Genomic DNA, 14,721 nt, shown 5'->3' with positions numbered 1-14,721 from the left:
TGTAAGGGCGCACCACAATGTGCGCCCATGCTTTCTCATATGCACTATGATTTTCCGGAAATCGTATAAGGAAATCAGGCGGCGGTAGGATGAAGCGAGGCGGGAAGTTCGCCCAGCACGGTGGCGATGGCGTTGCGGGCCGTAAAGTAGGCGTTGCGGATGCGCTCGCGTTCGTTGACCGAGAGCGCGTCTTTCTGCAGCAGCGACGGCGCTTCGGCTTCCAGCGGCAAGAGTAGATCAAAGTAGAGGTGGAGGCTGCTGGCCAGATCGGTGCAGGGGCGCGCCATCAGTCGTAGCGAGGCATCTTCAGGAACGGGCACATCGTGCCAGGTCAGAAATCCCCGAAAAGCCGCCTTGAGCGCCTTCAGCGTATGTTCAAGCAGGCCCCGGTAGTCGGTGGGCTGGGCTTCGAGCGCCCGGCGGGCCTGCTGCAATTCTTCCAGTGCGGTGGTCAGCAGCTTTCGAGCTTCCGTGGTCCGATCCTGTACAACGGCTTCCATGGTACGACGCGTTTTTCCGTGCAATGCGCCGGAAAGATACGGGCTTTTTGCGGGAAGCTCCAGCCTTTGATGTCCGTTATGGCAAATTCATTTAGAGGGAACCAGATCGCGAAAATGAAAACCCCGGCGGGCGACGCGTCGGCCGAGCCGGTGTCGGACCGGATGGCGAAACAGCGGCCCGTCAAAGACGAACGTGTGGAATTCACCGTTTTCACCGCAGGGATCGACGGCTTCCGGTAGCTTCTCTACCGCCTTCGGGGTCAGTTCACGGCCGGCCCATTCTGGACCGAGGTGTCGTGCATCGACGCACACGATGCGCGTGCGAAAGCCCGCGTTCCAGAATTCGTCCAGCAGGGCCAGGCTGTCGGTGCGCCTACGGCTACCGGTCCAGATCGGAAAAACCGGTCTCATGTCCAGCTTCGCCAGCTGCTGCTCCCGGTAGGCGCGAATGTCTTCCAGAAAAATGTCGCCGAACGCCACGTGCCGGACGCCCTGTGCAATGAACGGACGCAGCGCTTCCGCCCAGGCCGCTTCGTACACTTCGTTCGACGCCTCGGGTGGCAGGAAGATCGGGATCATGGGCGCTACGTTCATGGCGGCTACCTGCTGTTCGATCAGCGCGCGCCGGACACCGTGCATGGTGATCCGGTCGTATGGCTGGCTGATCGTGCACAGCAATCCGACCACCTGCCAGTTCGGATCGTGCAGGGTTCGATAAAGCGCCAGGGCGCTGTCTTTGCCGCCACTCCAGGAGACAAGCACGGGCGTTTTCATCGAAAGTCGGCCTGTTTTCAGCCCGGTTCTATCGCAAAAATTGTAATTCGGGTCTTTTTTTGCCGAGAAAATGCAGTATATTTTGGCTTATTATAAAACTCACCCACCAACCAACACCCAGGAGCCATGCGTCGTTTAATCTATGTGCTGTTTGCTGCACTGTTTATGGTGAGCCTCAGTGCCTGTGGGCAGCGTGCGGCCGAACAGCAGCAGGAACAACCGGCGACCGAACAACAGGAGGCACCGGCCGCCGTGGATACGCTGCAGCAGGATACCACCATGGCGGCTCCGGATACGGCAGCTGCCGAGCAGATGTAATGCGCAAAACTAAGGCACGGGTTCTGAAAACAAAGAGGGCGACGGCCGGCTTAAATGCCTGTCCGTCGCCCTCTTCTGCTAACGCACAGGCGTTTCATCCATCCTGTCCTTTACGCAGGGCGCGACCAGGACGCGCGCCGGTAAGCTCGCCGTCAAGCAGTACGGCCTGGCCGTTGACAAACACGTGCACGATGCCCTCGGCGTACTGGTGAGGATTCGTGAACGTGGCGCGGTCCTGCACGCGGTTTAGGTCCAGCACAACTACATCCGCATAGGCGCCCGGGCGTAGCACGCCGCGGTCTTTCAGGTTGAGGCGCCAGGCGGGCAGGCCGGTCATCTTGTGAATTGCCTCCTCGGGCGTGAGAATGCTCCGCTTGCGTACGTAGCGGGCCAGCACGCGGGCAAAGGCACCGTAGTTACGTGGATGAGGGACACCGACGCCGGGGTCCGGGATGCCGCCGTCGGAGCAGATCATCGTGCGGGGATGCTGCATGATGCGCTCGACGTCCTCCTCGCTCATGGCATGGAAGATACCCGTGCAGCCGCCTCGCTCCTGGATTTCCAGCACCAGCTCGGCCGCCTCTGCGACAGTAACCGGCCGTCCCTGCTCCTGCAGCACCTGGGCCAGATTTTTGCCGTTCAGTGTCGTGTCCCAGCGACAGAAGGCCAGTTGTACGCGGGACGGATCGCCGCCACCCCGATCCTCGCGCAGGTTGAAGATGACGGCCTCTTTGATTTTGTGGCGAGTTTCCGGGTCGCGCAGCCGGGCGACGATGTCTTCGCGACCTCCCTCCAGCGCCCAGGCCGGAAACAGCACGCTGATGTCTGTGCTGGAGGCTGTATAGGGATACTGGTCCATGGAGACGTCGAGCCCGGCCTGCAGGGCCTCGTCCACCAGACGCAGCATTTCCCGGCTTTTGCCCCACATGCGCGGGCCGATCACTTTGGCATGGGTGATCTGCGCCGGCAGGCTACCTTCACGGCCGATCCGGATGGTTTCTTTGACGCTTTCGAGCACGTGTAATCCCTCATCCCGCATGTGTGTGATATAGATCCCGCCGTAGCGACCGGCCACGCGGGCCAGCTCGATGACCTCTTCGGTGCGCGCGTAGGCGCCGGGAACGTACTTCAGCCCGGATGACAGACCCCAGGCCCCTTCTTCCATGGCCTGTGCCACCAGGGCTTTCATCTGCTCCAGCTCCTCCGGAGTGGGATCGCGGTTTTCGTTGCCCATGACGGCACGACGGACGCTCCCGTGGCCTACGAACAGCCCCAGATTGATGGCGGCCGGGGTCAGCTCAAAGCGCGCCAGAAATTCGTCGATGGGCAGCGGCGAGGAGCCGTCCTGCCCGGCAAACACCGTGGTGACACCCTGGCGGATGTAGTTTTCGGCCAGTGGCTGGCGGAAGATGCCGCTGGTTTCAGGGCCTCCCCGTACGGCGTGGCTGTGGATGTCGATAAAACCGGGGGCTACGGCCAGCCCTTCGACATTCAGCCGGAGCGCCGCACGCGCCTCCTTCAGATCACCAATGGCAGCAATGCGATCGCCGACCAGTCCCACGTCGGCCACAAACGGCGCCTTTCCGGTGCCGTCGTAAACGGTGCCGCCTTCCAGAATGACCGTGTAGATCGTGTCGAGGTGTATCGGTGTAGAGCCGGCAACCAGTCCGATGCACAGCGCCAGTAGCAGGGTAAGCATGGTAACCTCTGAAGTTTGAAAGTAGCGCTTTCAGTAAGAATTTAATAGCTTTGCGCCAGAGTTTGTGTGATCAACAGAGAGTGAAGCCATGCGTCGGCTCCGGTTTTATGGCCTGTTGCTGCTGCTGGCCGTGGCGCCGGCCCTGAAGGCGCAGCGGGCACCGCGCTATGCCGTGGCACCTGCCCCGCCACACGCCTCGCTACTGGTGCAGGTCCGGGACTCCATCGATGCGCTGATGCGGCGTTACGGAGTGCCCGGGCTTTCGGCGGCCATCGGGGTGAACGGTAAACTTATCTGGGCGGAGGGATTCGGCTATGCCGATGTGGAAAATCGCGTCCCCATGCTGCCGCAGACAAAGTTGCGCGTGGCCAGTGTGTCGAAGTCGTTGACGTCGGCCGCACTGGGACTGCTGGTCGAGCAGGGGAAGCTGGACCTGGACGCCCCGGTGCAGCGCTACGTGCCCACCTTTCCGAAAAAACGCTGGCCGATCACGACCCGTCAACTGGCCGGACATCTGGCGGGCATCCGGCACTACCGCGATCAGGAATTTTACAGCATGAAACACTACGATTCGGTGGTGGAGGCCCTGGAAGTCTTCAAAGATGACACTTTGCTCTTCCGGCCGGGCACGCGCTACTCGTATTCCAGCTATGGATGGAATCTGATCAGCGCGGTCATTGAGGGGGCCTCCGGTGAGCCGTTCCTGCAGTTCATGCGCCGCTATGTGTTCGACCCGCTGGGCATGCACGACACGGTGGCCGAGCATGTCGACAGCCTGATCATGTACCGCGCGCGTTTCTATGTCTACCGGGATAGTTTGCTGATGAACGCGCCCTACGTGGACAATAGCGTCAAATGGGCCGGCGGTGGGTTTCTATCGACGGCACCGGACCTGGTGCGTTTCGGTAACGGACTGCTGACCGGGCGCCTGCTGAAGCCGGAGACGGTCCAGTTGCTGTTTACCTCGCAGCGCACCGAAGACGGTCAGGAGACGGGCTACGGCATGGGGTGGCGGGTCGGCGAGCACCTGGGACGCCACTTTGTCTGGCATACCGGAGGCGCCGTGGGTGGCAGCTCGGTACTCGTGCTGCTACCCGAAGCACAGGTGGTCGTCGCGCTGATTGCCAATCTGCAGGGGGTGCGACTGGCGCCGCTGGGGTTCTGGATCGCCGATCAGGTGGCTCAGCACGTGGTGGAAGCGGCCGCGGCCGTTCCCTCCGATTAAGAGATGATGCGGGCGTCGTGCCGGCCATCATAGAATTCGAGCGTGACCGCGTCGCCGGGTCGGAGCTGATGCGCACGGGTGGCGAGGCTGCCGTTGCACCGCACGCGCACGTAGCCGCGACGCAGGGGAAGTTGCGGATCGAAAGCGGCCAGGCGGCTCTGCAGCAGGGCCAGCGTCTGCCGGCGCCGTTCCAGAAGTTGCCGGACCTGTTGCTGCAGCGAGGCTTCCAGCCGTTGCAGCTCGTCCTGCAGACGGGCCAACCGGTCCGGGACGCGGCGCAGGCCGTAGTGGTGCAACAGCATGTGCACACGCTGGCGCCGCCGATCGAGGCCCTGCCGGAGGTACTGACGCATGATCTGGGCGGTGCGGATCAGCATGGCTTCCAGATCGTCCCGATCCGGTACGGCGATCTCGGCCGCCATCGACGGCGTGGCCGCCCGCCGATCGGCCACCAGGTCCGCAATCGACACGTCCGTTTCGTGCCCGACGGCGCTGATGACGGGGATGCGAGAGGCGAAAATCGCCCGGGCGACGACTTCCTCGTTGAAGGCCCACAGGTCTTCCACCGATCCGCCGCCGCGTCCCACAATGAGCACGTCCGGCCGGCGATCCTCCGGCAGCCGGTTCATCAGTCGGATGGCGCGGGCGATCGACGGCGCCGCCTGCAACCCCTGCACGCGCACCGGGCAGTGCAGCACCTCGACGACGGGAAAGCGGCGACGCAGAATACTGAGAATATCCTGCAACGCGGCACCGCTGTCGGAAGTGACGACGCCGATTCGTCGGGGAAAGCGGGGGAGCGGACGCTTGCGGTCTGGATCGAACAACCCCTCGGCCTCCAGCCTGCGCTTGAGCGCCTCGAAGGCCTGCTGGCGGGCGCCGGCCCCGGCAAGCGTCATCGACGTGGCAATCAACTGCAGCTCACCTCGGGGCTTGTAGAACGTCAGGCGGCCCCGGACCTGCACCTGGTGGCCGTCTTCCGGCCGGAAGTACAACCGCTGCACCTGCCTGGCCCACATGACGCAGCGAAGCTGGGCCCCGCCATCCTGCAGCGTAAAGTAGCAGTGGCCGCTCTGCCGGTGCCGCCGAAAATTCGAGAGTTCGCCTTCGACGATCAGTTCGTCATAGAGCGATTCGACCGTCTCGCAGAGCGCCTCGGCCAGTTCGCCGACCCGCCAGATGCGCGGCTCAAAGGCAAAATCAAATAGCGACTCCATGATCTTTTGGTGTGTGATTTGCCTGAAAGAAAAAAACAGGAGACGCTCTCCATCAAGAAACCTGCAATTTTTGAAGCAAATGGCACTTTTGCCAGACATCAGACGTTCACGCACCTTCGCATTCATTGTCGTCAGGTAACCGCAGGGGGCCTATGTCGCAGACCAATCATCAGCCAATCCGCGTTTTGTTCGTCTGTCTGGGCAACATCTGCCGGAGTCCGCTGGCCGAGGGCGTCTTTCGCAAGCTGGTGGACGAGGCCGGACTATCGGCCCATTTTGAGATCGACTCGGCCGGGACCGGTCCCTGGCACGTCGGAGAGTCGGCCGACCGGCGCATGCAGCGGACGGCCCGGCGCCACGGCGTGGATCTGAGCGGTCATGTGGCCCGCCAGCTCGGTCGGGAAGATCTGGCCCGCTACGACCACATCTACGTCATGGACCGGGAAAACCTGGAAGACGTGCTCCGACTGGATCGGGACGGGCGCTTCCGGCACAAGGTGGAGCTTTTCCGCACGTTCGATCCGGAGCCCGGCGACGGCGAAGTGCCCGATCCCTACTACGGCGGCGAGCGCGGCTTTGAGGAGGTCTATCAGATCGTGGAGCGCACGGCGCGCCGTCTGCTGGAGCACCTTGTTTCCCTCTACAAGCTGAAGGAAACGGCCGATCTGTCGCGATGACGCTGCCTGCCGCGTTGCAGGAAGCACTGGCGAAGGCACTGGGCTGCCCGATCCGTCACGCCGTGCCCGTCGGAGGCGGTTGCATTGCGCAGGCCTGCCGGGTCGAAACGGACCGGGGACCGTACTTTCTGAAATGGGGCCCGCCCGAGGTGGCACGTACCTTCGCGGCCGAAGCGGCCGGCCTGCAGGCACTCCGTGCGGCCGGGAGTCCGCTGGTGATCCCCGAGGTCGTGGCGCTGGCCGAGGCGTGGCCGGATTGCCCCGGCTTCCTGCTCATGGAATGGATCGAGTCCGGCCGTCCCGGCCCCCGTTTCTGGGAACACTTCGGCGAAGGGCTGGCCCGGTTGCACCGGCATCTGGGGCCCCGCTACGGGTTCGATCAGGACAATTTCATCGGTCGGATGCCCCAGGAAAACACCTGGGAGGACGACTGGCCGACCTTCTTCTGGCGACATCGCATCGAACCGCAGGTGCGCTGGGCACGTGAGCGGGGGCGCTGGGAGCGGAGCTGGGATCGCTGGCTGGAGCGCCTCGAAGCCAGGCTGCCGGAGCTACTGCCGGCACGCCCGCCGGCCTCGATCCTGCATGGCGATCTCTGGAGCGGTAATTTCATGGTGACCGCCGATGGTCGCGCCGCTTTGATCGATCCGGCCGTCTACTATGGCGATCGGGAGACCGACCTGGCGATGACCGAACTGTTCGGCGGGTTCGACGCGCGCTTTTATGCGGCCTATCGGGTGGCCTGGCCGCTGGAGCCGGGCTACGAGGAGCGGCGGGAGCTGTACAACCTCTACCACCTGATCAACCACCTGAACCTTTTCGGCGGCGGCTATGCCGCAGGCGTGGCGCGCACGCTACGACGCTTTGCGTGAAAGGGCCTGTCGCGTCAACAGTTCAAAAAGCGGCTCCGGATCGCTCAGATCCTCCAGCAGCAGATCGGGCCGACAGGCCTCCAGGGCATCGCGCGAATAACCACCCGTGCAGACGACGGCCACCGAAGCGCCGGCATGCCGGGCGCAGGCGACGTCGTGCGGCGTGTCGCCGATGATTAAGGCGTCGGCGCCGGTGAACGGATAACCCGTGGCTTCGCGGATACGCTCGATGGCCAGCGGGGGCAGTTCGTTGCGGTTGGCATGATCGCAGCCGAAGGCGCCCTCCCCGAAATACCCGGCCAGGCCCGCCATGGCCAGCTTGTGAAAGGCGACCGGGCGCAGGTTGCCCGTCACCAGCCCAAGGTAAACGTCGGGCCATTCGCTCAGCTCTTCCAGCAGCATGACCACACCGGGCAGCACTTCGAGATGTTCGGGCCGGAGCCGCCGGATCATGGCCCGGCTGTAGACTTCCAGCGCTTCGGGGAGCAGGTGACGGGCAGTGTGCTCGGGCAATCCGCTGGCCTTCAGGATGTCCAGCAGAATGGCCGGATCCGTGCGGCCGGCAAAATCGACGCCTTCGGTGGTGACCGGACGTCCCAGCCATTCCGAAAGCGCGGCCTCCATGGTCTGGCGCCCGAAGCCGCGCGTGCGGATCAGCGTTCCGTCGATGTCGAACAGCAGCAGATGCACGGGCCTGATCGGGTTGGATGATCTCCGGGGCACGAACGCCGACCTTTCGGCCGGGTTCGACAACGGCGGCAGATTTAACCAGAAAAAAATGTGCCGGATGCGCCTCAGTCCATGTGAAAGGGATGATCCGGACGGTTCTCGTGGCGGATCTCATCGACGGGCTCGCGGCGGCCCCAGCCGGCATAGAGCCGGTTCGGGCAGTTGACCAGCAGGGCCGGCGTGTGGCCGACGTTGCGGTAGGCATGCACCACGCCGGGCGGTACCAGCGCGGTGACCGGATTGGCCTCGCCGACGTCGAGCACCTGTCGGTGGCCGTAGGTGGGAGAGTCGGGCCGAGTGTCCCACAGATACAGCCGCAGATGCCCGTGGAAGAACACGAACAGGTCCGTCTGCTCCCGGTGCTCGTGCGGGCCGCGCGTGATGCCGGGATGGGTCAGCGAAACGTATCCCATGACGGGATAGACCGATGGATCCAGTTCGTCCTGCCGAAAAAACTCGGCCAGCCACCCGCGGGCGTCTTCGTAGCGCTTGAGCGGCCGAATGACGACGCCTTCGATTGGACCTTCTTTCCAGTTCATCGCCGATTCGGACGCAGGTTTTCCAGCTCTTCGTAGATCAGATCCCGGGCCAGGCGGTTGGCCTCGTGCCAGCCTTCGATCGTGCCGGCATCGCCCCACCAGCCCTTCAGAATGCCGTAGGAGAGCTGGCCGCGGGCAATATAGGCGTTGCTGACGTCGCTCACCTCCAGTTCGCCCCGGGCACTGGGCTTCAGGTGGCGGATGACTTCGAAGGCATAGGCATCGTAGAAGTAGATGCCGGTGACGGCATAACGGCTGGGCGGCCGGGCCGGCTTTTCGATGATCTCCACGATCCGATCGCCTTCGATGCGGGGCACGCCGTAGCGCTCCGGGTCGGGCACTTCTTTCAGCAGCACACGCGCGCCGCCCCCGTCGCGCCGCAGTTGCTCCTGGTAGGCGGCTACCTCGTCGTGCAGGTCTTCCGAGAGGATGTTGTCGCCGAGGATGACCAGGAACGGGTCGCCGTCGACGAAGCGCTCGCACAGCCCGATGGCCTGGGCGATGCCGCCGGGCTCGTCCTGCACACGGTAGGTCAGGTCCAGCCCGAAGTCGCGGCCGCTGCCCAGCAGGTTGACCACGTCGCCCATGTGTTCGGGGCTGGTCACGACGGCCACTTCCCGGATGCCCACACGACGCATCCGGATCAGCGGATGGTAGATCATCGGATAGCGGCCGACGGGCAGCAGGTGCTTGTTCGTGACCTTCGTCAGCGGATAGAGACGGCTGCCCGTACCGCCGGCCAGCACGATCCCTTTGAGCGGGCGTTCCATTCAGCGCAAGGCGTATTGTTTTTCGTAGTAGGCGCGATACGATGCGTCGGCCACGGCCTCCAGCCAGTCGCGGTGCGACAGGTACCAGCGAACCGTCTCGCGCAGCCCTTCTTCCAGCGTGTAGGCCGGCGCCCAGCCCAGCTCTTCCCGTAGCCGGGAGGCGTCGAGCGCATAGCGAAAGTCATGGCCCGGCCGGTCCTTCACAAACGTAATGAGCTGCCGCGACTGGCCCACGGGCCGCCCCAGTTCCTCGTCGATCAGATCCAGCAGTTGCTGCACCAGCTCCAGGTTCTTGCGCTCGCAGCCCGCGCTGACCAGGTAGGTCTGTCCGGTCTGTCCGGAAAGCAGAATGCGCTCGATGGCCGTGCAGTGGTCCCGCACGTAGAGCCAGTCGCGGACGTTCTCGCCCTTGCCGTAGATGGGGATGGGGCGGTTCTCCAGCGCATTCAGGATGACCAGCGGGATGAGTTTCTCGGGAAACTGGTAAGGGCCGTAGTTATTCGAACAGTTCGAGATCACCACGGGCAGGCCGTAGGTGTGCCAGTAAGCCCGCACGAAATGGTCGCTGGCCGCCTTGGAGGCGGCATACGGCGAGCGCGGGTTGTACGGCGTCGATTCGGTGAAATAGCCTTCCGGTCCCAGGCTGCCGAACACCTCATCGGTGGAGATGTGATAGAACCGGAAGCGTTCGGGATCGGCGTGGTCGCCCCAGGCCTTACGCGCCGCTTCGAGCAGCGTGACGGTGCCCACCGTGTTCGTCAGCACGAACGACAGCGGCGTCATAATGGAGCGGTCCACGTGGCTCTCGGCGGCAAAATGCACCACCGTGGTGATGCCATGCTCCCGGAACAACCGCTCCACCAGCGGCGCATCGGCCACGTCGCCCCGCACGAACCGATAGTTCGGCGCGTCTTCGATGTCCCGCAGGTTGAGCAGGTTGCCCGCGTAGGTCAGGCTGTCCAGGTTGATGAACTGCACTTCGGGATAGCGGGGTACCATGTAGAGCAGAAAATTCGACCCGATAAAGCCGGCCCCTCCGGTCACCAGCACGACCTCCGGCCGATGGATCACAGGTGGTGTTTTCTCCGACATGCTGTGCTGCCTCGAATGTGTGCTCCGAAAAATCAGCCCCAATATAACGCTTTCCGAGGAACTAACTTTCCCCGACCTTTTTAACTTTTGGCGATACGTTTCTGTTGGATCGATCTGGAACGCCCGTGCAAAAAGAAGACCAGCTCAGTCTGTTCCCGGAGCAGGAAGTCGATCGGCCGCCGCCCGACATGCAGCGCCTGTACCTGATCGATGCCATGGCGCTGGCCTATCGGGCGCACTACGTGTTCATCAGCCGGCCGCTTGTCAACTCGAAGGGCCAGAACACCTCGGCCGCCTACGGTTTTACGACCTCCCTTCTGAAGCTGATCGAAGAACACGGCATGGACTACATGGCCGTGGTCTTCGACGCCGGCGGGGAGGAGGGCACGTTTCGCGAAGCAATCTATGAGGAATACAAGGCCCACCGGGAGCCGCCGCCGGAAGATCTGCTGGCCAACCTGCCCTGGATCAAGGAGATCGTCCGGGCGCTGGACATTCCCGTCATCGAGGAGCCGGGCGTCGAGGCAGACGACGTGATTGGAACGCTGGCCCGTCGGGCCGAGGCGCACGGCATCGACGTGGTGATCGTCTCGCCTGACAAGGACTTTCTGCAACTGCTGAGCCCACGCATTTCCATCTACAAACCGGCACGGCGCGGCGAAACCTTCGACCTGATTACCATCGAGACCTTCCGGGAGACCTACGGCCTGGAGCCGCACCAGTTCATCGACGTGCTGGCTCTCATGGGCGATCCGAGCGACAACGTGCCGGGCGTGCCGGGCATCGGCGAAAAGACCGCCGTGCAGCTTATTCAGCAGTACGGCTCGGTCGAAAACCTGCTGGCGCACGCTGAAGAGGTGAAAGGGAAGCGCGCCCGCGAGGGGCTCCTGAACCACCGCGAGGAAGCGCTCCTCTCGAAGCGACTGGTTACGATCCGGACCGATGTGCCGTTGCGCATTCGCTGGGAGACGTTCCATCGCGCCCGGCCCGATCTGCCCCGTCTGCTGCAGATCTTTCAGGAGCTGGAGTTCGACTCGCTGGTGCGGCGCATCCGGGAGGGCGGACTGGCCGGCATTGTGAACGGCGAAGCCGCCTTGGATGAGGCACTCGAAGCGGAGACCGAGCCGGAGTTCGACTTCGGGCCCTACGAGCCGCTTCAGGTGTACGATCCGGAAAAGGCGGACTACCGGATCGTCCGCAACCGCCAGCAACTCGACGAACTCGTGACGCAGCTGGACGGACTCGAGCGGCTGGCCATCGACACGGAGACGACCTCGACCGAGGCCATGTGGGCCTCGCTGGTGGGCATTGCCTTTTCCTGGGAGAAAGGCCAGGGCTACTACGTGCCCACACCGCTGCCGGACGGCACGCCGACCGAGACGGTGCTCGAGCGACTGGCGCCGATCCTCCGACGGGCGCAGCGCAAAGTCGGTCAGAACCTGAAGTACGATCTGGTGGTGCTGGCGCGGCACGGCGTCGAAGTCCCGCCCCCGTACTTCGATACGATGGTGGCGCACTACCTGATTGCGCCCGAGGAGCTGCACAATTTGGACGTGCTGGCCCGCCAGTACCTTCGCTATCAGATGGTTTCCATCACGGAGCTGATCGGCTCGGGCCGCGACCAGAAGTCCATGCGCGATGTGTCGATCGACGAGGTGGGGCCCTACGCCTGTGAAGACACGGACATTGCGCTGCAGCTGGCCGACGTGCTGGCCGCCGAGCTGGATCGACACGGGCTCCGGCATATCGCCGAGGAAATGGAGTTTCCGCTCATCGAGGTGCTGGCCGACATGGAGCGGACGGGCATCTGCATCGATCGCACGGTGCTCCGGGAAATCGGTAAGCAACTCGAAGCGGAGCTTCACGAACTGGAGGCGAAGATCTATGAGGTGGCCGGTGTCGAATTCAACATCGGCTCGCCGCAACAGCTGGCGGACGTCTTATTCAAGAAGCTCGGGTTGAAGCCGCGGGCGCGTACCAGCACCGGCCGGCCTTCCACCAAAGAGAGCGTGCTGCAGGAGCTGGCCACGCAGCATCCACTTCCCGGCCTGATCCTGGACTGGCGGCATCTGGCCAAGCTCAAAAGCACCTACGTGGACGGCCTCGAGCCGCTCATCCACCCGGAGACCGGCCGCATCCACACCACGTTCAACCAGACGGTAACGGCCACCGGGCGGCTTTCCTCGAGCAACCCGAACCTGCAGAACATCCCGGTACGCACCGAGATGGGGCGGGAGATCCGCAGGGCGTTTGTGCCGCGGCCGGGCTGGAAGCTGCTCTCGGCCGACTACGTCCAGATCGAACTTCGCATTCTGGCCGCGTTGAGCGGCGACGAGGCGCTTCGCCGGGCTTTTCTGGAGGGACAGGACATCCATACGGCCACGGCGGCCCGCGTCTTCAAGGTGCCGCCCGAGCAGGTGACGCCCGAGCAGCGCCGCCGTGCCAAGATGGTCAACTACGGCATTCCCTACGGGATTTCGGCCTGGGGGCTGGCACAGCGGCTTCGCTGCTCCACGCGCGAGGCACAGGAGCTTATCGAAGAATACCAGCGGGCCTTTCCGGGCGTGACGCGCTACCTGCACCGCGTCGTCGAAGAGGCCCGCCGGAAGGGCTACGTCGAGACGCTGCTGGGCCGCCGCCGCTATGTGCCGAACATCAACTCCCGCAACCGGGCCGAGCGCTCGATGGCCGAACGCATCGCCGTGAACATGCCCATCCAGGGCACGCAGGCCGACATGATCAAGCTGGCCATGGTGCACATCTACCACCGGCTGCAGCGGGAGGGCTACCGGGCCAAGATGCTGCTCCAGGTGCACGACGAGCTGGTCTTCGAGATGCCCCCCGAAGAGGTGGAGCCCGTGCGCCGACTGGTCGAGCAGGAGATGAAGCAGGCCCTGCCGCTGGAAGGTGTGCCCATTGAGGTGGACATCGGCGTCGGCGACAACTGGCTGGATGCCCACTGAAGCGCAGTAAACGAAGGGACACGTATGGCTGTATCGGAAGTAGCTCAGAAGACCGGCCGCCGGGTGGAGGGCTTTACCTTTGAGGAAGCCGTCGGCGGCATTGAAGCCTATCGCCTGGACGCGAACGACCTTCAGGTGCTGCTGATGCCCCAGAACGTGGTGCCGGTGGTGACCTTCATGGTCACCTACCACGTGGGAAGCCGGAACGAGCCGACGGGCCTGACCGGCGCCACGCATATGCTGGAGCATCTGATGTTTAAAGGCACCGAGCGCTTCAACAAGGCGCGGGGGACCTCGGTCTTTCAGGTGCTCCAGCGCGTGGGCGCCCAGGTGAACGCGACCACCTGGCTGGATCGCACGAACTACTATGCGTTGCTGCCCCGCGAGCATCTGGCACTGGCCGTCGAGATCGAAGCGGATCGCATGCGCGGCGCCCTGATTCGTCCCGAAGACGTGGAGGCCGAGCGCACCGTGATCCTGAACGAGATGGATCGGGGCGAAAACGACCCGCTCCGCAACCTGTATCACGCGGTCTGGAGCGTGGCCTTCGTGGCGCATCCCTACCGCCATCCGACGATCGGCTGGCGCAGCGACGTGGAGAACATGACGGCCGAGGCGCTCCGCCATTTCTACGACACCTATTACTGGCCCGACAATGCCACGGTCTCAATCATCGGCGACTTCGAGCCCGAAGCGGCGCTGGCGCTGGTGCGCGAGCACTTCGGGCGCATTCCGCGGGCTCCGCATCCGATCCCGCCGGTGTGGACGCGCGAACCCGTGCAGCGGGGCGAGCGCCGCGTGACGGTACGGCAGGCCGGCCAGCTCGGGCTGGTCATGGTGGCCTTCAAGGCACCGGCCGGGCTGGAGCCGGACGCCGACGCGCTCGATGTGCTGGCCACGCTGCTTTCTCATGGCCGAAATAGCCGCCTCTATCGGCGCCTGACGGATACGGGACTGACCACGCTGGTGGTGGCGGCCAACGAGCGGCACCGCGACCCCGGTCTGTTCTACGTGGTCGCCCGCCTGGCACCGGGCAAGACGCACGCCGAGGTGGAAGCCGTGCTGCTGGAGGAGTTGGACCGCGTGGCCCGCGAGGGGGTGACCGAGGAGGAAGTCGCCCGCGCTCGCGAGCAACTCACCGCGCTGGAGGCCTATGGCCGGGACGGTCCCTTTGCGATCGCCGCGCAGCTCAACGAAGCGATCGCACTCGGCGACTGGAAACTCTACGCCACCTATCTGGATCGAATCGGCCGCGTCACGCCCGACGACGTGCAGCGCGTGGCGCAGACCTACCTGATCGAGACCGCGCGTACGGTGGGCTGGTACATCCCGCAAAACTCCTGAAA

The 14,721-nt window shown here is 64.0% G+C and carries 14 protein-coding genes; 6 read left to right on the top strand and 8 right to left on the bottom strand.

Features of this window, described 5'->3' with window-relative positions:
- Window positions 1-74: 74 nt before the first annotated feature.
- Window positions 75-500: a hypothetical protein gene (locus GYH26_RS07620; protein ID WP_161541141.1), complete on the bottom strand. Its 426-nt coding sequence runs from the start codon at window positions 498-500 to the stop codon at window positions 75-77.
- A gap of 87 nt (window positions 501-587) precedes the next feature.
- On the bottom strand, window positions 588-1,274 hold the full coding sequence (locus GYH26_RS07615; RefSeq protein ID WP_161541140.1) for an adenine nucleotide alpha hydrolase: 687 nt from the start codon (window positions 1,272-1,274) through the stop codon (window positions 588-590).
- A 126-nt stretch (window positions 1,275-1,400) separates the two neighbouring features.
- Here GYH26_RS07615 and GYH26_RS07610 point away from each other — a divergent pair, with 126 nt between their 5' ends.
- The gene (locus tag GYH26_RS07610; RefSeq protein ID WP_161541139.1) at window positions 1,401-1,592 is read left to right on the top strand and encodes a hypothetical protein; all 192 of its coding nucleotides are present in this window, start codon (window positions 1,401-1,403) and stop codon (window positions 1,590-1,592) included.
- Window positions 1,593-1,686: 94 nt separating this feature from the next.
- Here the strand turns inward: GYH26_RS07610 and GYH26_RS07605 are convergent, their stop codons facing one another.
- Window positions 1,687-3,291 carry an N-acyl-D-amino-acid deacylase family protein gene (locus GYH26_RS07605; protein ID WP_161541138.1) on the bottom strand — a complete coding sequence of 535 codons (1,605 nt, stop codon included), beginning with the start codon at window positions 3,289-3,291 and terminating at the stop codon, window positions 1,687-1,689.
- A gap of 88 nt (window positions 3,292-3,379) precedes the next feature.
- Between GYH26_RS07605 and GYH26_RS07600 the strand changes: the two genes are divergently transcribed.
- Window positions 3,380-4,516, top strand: coding sequence for a serine hydrolase domain-containing protein (locus tag GYH26_RS07600; protein ID WP_161541137.1), 1,137 nt, complete (start codon window positions 3,380-3,382; stop codon window positions 4,514-4,516).
- Here GYH26_RS07600 and xseA read toward each other — a convergent pair.
- Entirely contained in the window at window positions 4,513-5,733 is a 1,221-nt protein-coding gene (gene xseA, locus GYH26_RS07595) for an exodeoxyribonuclease VII large subunit (protein WP_161541136.1), read from the bottom strand. The two genes, GYH26_RS07600 and xseA, sit on opposite strands and share 4 nt — an antisense overlap.
- 152 nt (window positions 5,734-5,885) lie before the next feature.
- Here xseA and GYH26_RS07590 point away from each other — a divergent pair, with 152 nt between their 5' ends.
- Both GYH26_RS07590 and GYH26_RS07585 read left to right on the top strand, forming a co-directional pair.
- Window positions 5,886-6,410 carry a low molecular weight protein-tyrosine-phosphatase gene (locus GYH26_RS07590; protein ID WP_054683406.1) on the top strand — a complete coding sequence of 175 codons (525 nt, stop codon included), beginning with the start codon at window positions 5,886-5,888 and terminating at the stop codon, window positions 6,408-6,410.
- Window positions 6,407-7,282, top strand: a complete 876-nt coding sequence (locus GYH26_RS07585; protein WP_161541135.1) for a fructosamine kinase family protein — start codon at window positions 6,407-6,409, stop codon at window positions 7,280-7,282. The genes GYH26_RS07590 and GYH26_RS07585 overlap by 4 nt, the downstream gene beginning before the upstream one ends.
- Here GYH26_RS07585 and GYH26_RS07580 read toward each other — a convergent pair.
- From GYH26_RS07580 to rfbB, 4 genes are all read right to left on the bottom strand, one after another.
- Window positions 7,265-7,972 (bottom strand): HAD family hydrolase, encoded by a 708-nt coding sequence (locus tag GYH26_RS07580; protein WP_161541134.1) that lies wholly within the window; start codon window positions 7,970-7,972, stop codon window positions 7,265-7,267. The two genes, GYH26_RS07585 and GYH26_RS07580, sit on opposite strands and share 18 nt — an antisense overlap.
- Window positions 7,973-8,076: 104 nt before the next feature.
- Window positions 8,077-8,550, bottom strand: a complete 474-nt coding sequence (locus GYH26_RS07575) for a dTDP-4-dehydrorhamnose 3,5-epimerase family protein (RefSeq protein WP_161541133.1) — start codon at window positions 8,548-8,550, stop codon at window positions 8,077-8,079.
- Window positions 8,547-9,320 carry a sugar phosphate nucleotidyltransferase gene (locus GYH26_RS07570; RefSeq protein WP_161541132.1) on the bottom strand — a complete coding sequence of 258 codons (774 nt, stop codon included), beginning with the start codon at window positions 9,318-9,320 and terminating at the stop codon, window positions 8,547-8,549. Before GYH26_RS07570 ends, GYH26_RS07575 begins: the two co-directional genes overlap by 4 nt.
- Window positions 9,321-10,412 (bottom strand): dTDP-glucose 4,6-dehydratase, encoded by a 1,092-nt coding sequence (rfbB, locus tag GYH26_RS07565; RefSeq protein WP_161541131.1) that lies wholly within the window; start codon window positions 10,410-10,412, stop codon window positions 9,321-9,323.
- Window positions 10,413-10,537: 125 nt separating this feature from the next.
- Here rfbB and polA point away from each other — a divergent pair, with 125 nt between their 5' ends.
- Both polA and GYH26_RS07555 read left to right on the top strand, forming a co-directional pair.
- Window positions 10,538-13,375 carry a DNA polymerase I gene (polA, locus tag GYH26_RS07560; protein ID WP_242006309.1) on the top strand — a complete coding sequence of 946 codons (2,838 nt, stop codon included), beginning with the start codon at window positions 10,538-10,540 and terminating at the stop codon, window positions 13,373-13,375.
- Window positions 13,376-13,399: 24 nt separating this feature from the next.
- Complete coding sequence (locus GYH26_RS07555) at window positions 13,400-14,719, top strand: M16 family metallopeptidase (protein ID WP_161541130.1); 1,320 nt, start codon at window positions 13,400-13,402, stop codon at window positions 14,717-14,719.
- Window positions 14,720-14,721: the final 2 nt, after the last annotated feature.

It is taken from the genome of Rhodothermus marinus, assembly GCF_009936275.1.
Classification (GTDB): Bacteria; Bacteroidota; Rhodothermia; order Rhodothermales; family Rhodothermaceae; genus Rhodothermus; species Rhodothermus marinus_A.
The sequence above is the reverse complement of the archived record's forward strand: the minus strand, read 5'-3'. Positions and strand labels throughout refer to the sequence as shown.

What these genes read in the sequence shown, in the direction of transcription:
- GYH26_RS07620 (WP_161541141.1), bottom strand. Translation starts at nt 500, where the DNA reads ATGGAAGCCGTTGTACAGGATCGGACCACGGAAGCTCGAAAGCTGCTG.
- GYH26_RS07570 (WP_161541132.1), bottom strand. Translation starts at nt 9,320, where the DNA reads ATGGAACGCCCGCTCAAAGGGATCGTGCTGGCCGGCGGTACGGGCAGC.
- GYH26_RS07590 (WP_054683406.1), top strand. Translation starts at nt 5,886, where the DNA reads ATGTCGCAGACCAATCATCAGCCAATCCGCGTTTTGTTCGTCTGTCTG.
- GYH26_RS07585 (WP_161541135.1), top strand. Translation starts at nt 6,407, where the DNA reads ATGACGCTGCCTGCCGCGTTGCAGGAAGCACTGGCGAAGGCACTGGGC.
- xseA (WP_161541136.1), bottom strand. Translation starts at nt 5,733, where the DNA reads ATGGAGTCGCTATTTGATTTTGCCTTTGAGCCGCGCATCTGGCGGGTC.
- GYH26_RS07605 (WP_161541138.1), bottom strand. Translation starts at nt 3,291, where the DNA reads ATGCTTACCCTGCTACTGGCGCTGTGCATCGGACTGGTTGCCGGCTCT.
- GYH26_RS07555 (WP_161541130.1), top strand. Translation starts at nt 13,400, where the DNA reads ATGGCTGTATCGGAAGTAGCTCAGAAGACCGGCCGCCGGGTGGAGGGC.
- GYH26_RS07575 (WP_161541133.1), bottom strand. Translation starts at nt 8,550, where the DNA reads ATGAACTGGAAAGAAGGTCCAATCGAAGGCGTCGTCATTCGGCCGCTC.
- GYH26_RS07600 (WP_161541137.1), top strand. Translation starts at nt 3,380, where the DNA reads ATGCGTCGGCTCCGGTTTTATGGCCTGTTGCTGCTGCTGGCCGTGGCG.
- rfbB (WP_161541131.1), bottom strand. Translation starts at nt 10,412, where the DNA reads ATGTCGGAGAAAACACCACCTGTGATCCATCGGCCGGAGGTCGTGCTG.
- GYH26_RS07610 (WP_161541139.1), top strand. Translation starts at nt 1,401, where the DNA reads ATGCGTCGTTTAATCTATGTGCTGTTTGCTGCACTGTTTATGGTGAGC.
- GYH26_RS07615 (WP_161541140.1), bottom strand. Translation starts at nt 1,274, where the DNA reads ATGAAAACGCCCGTGCTTGTCTCCTGGAGTGGCGGCAAAGACAGCGCC.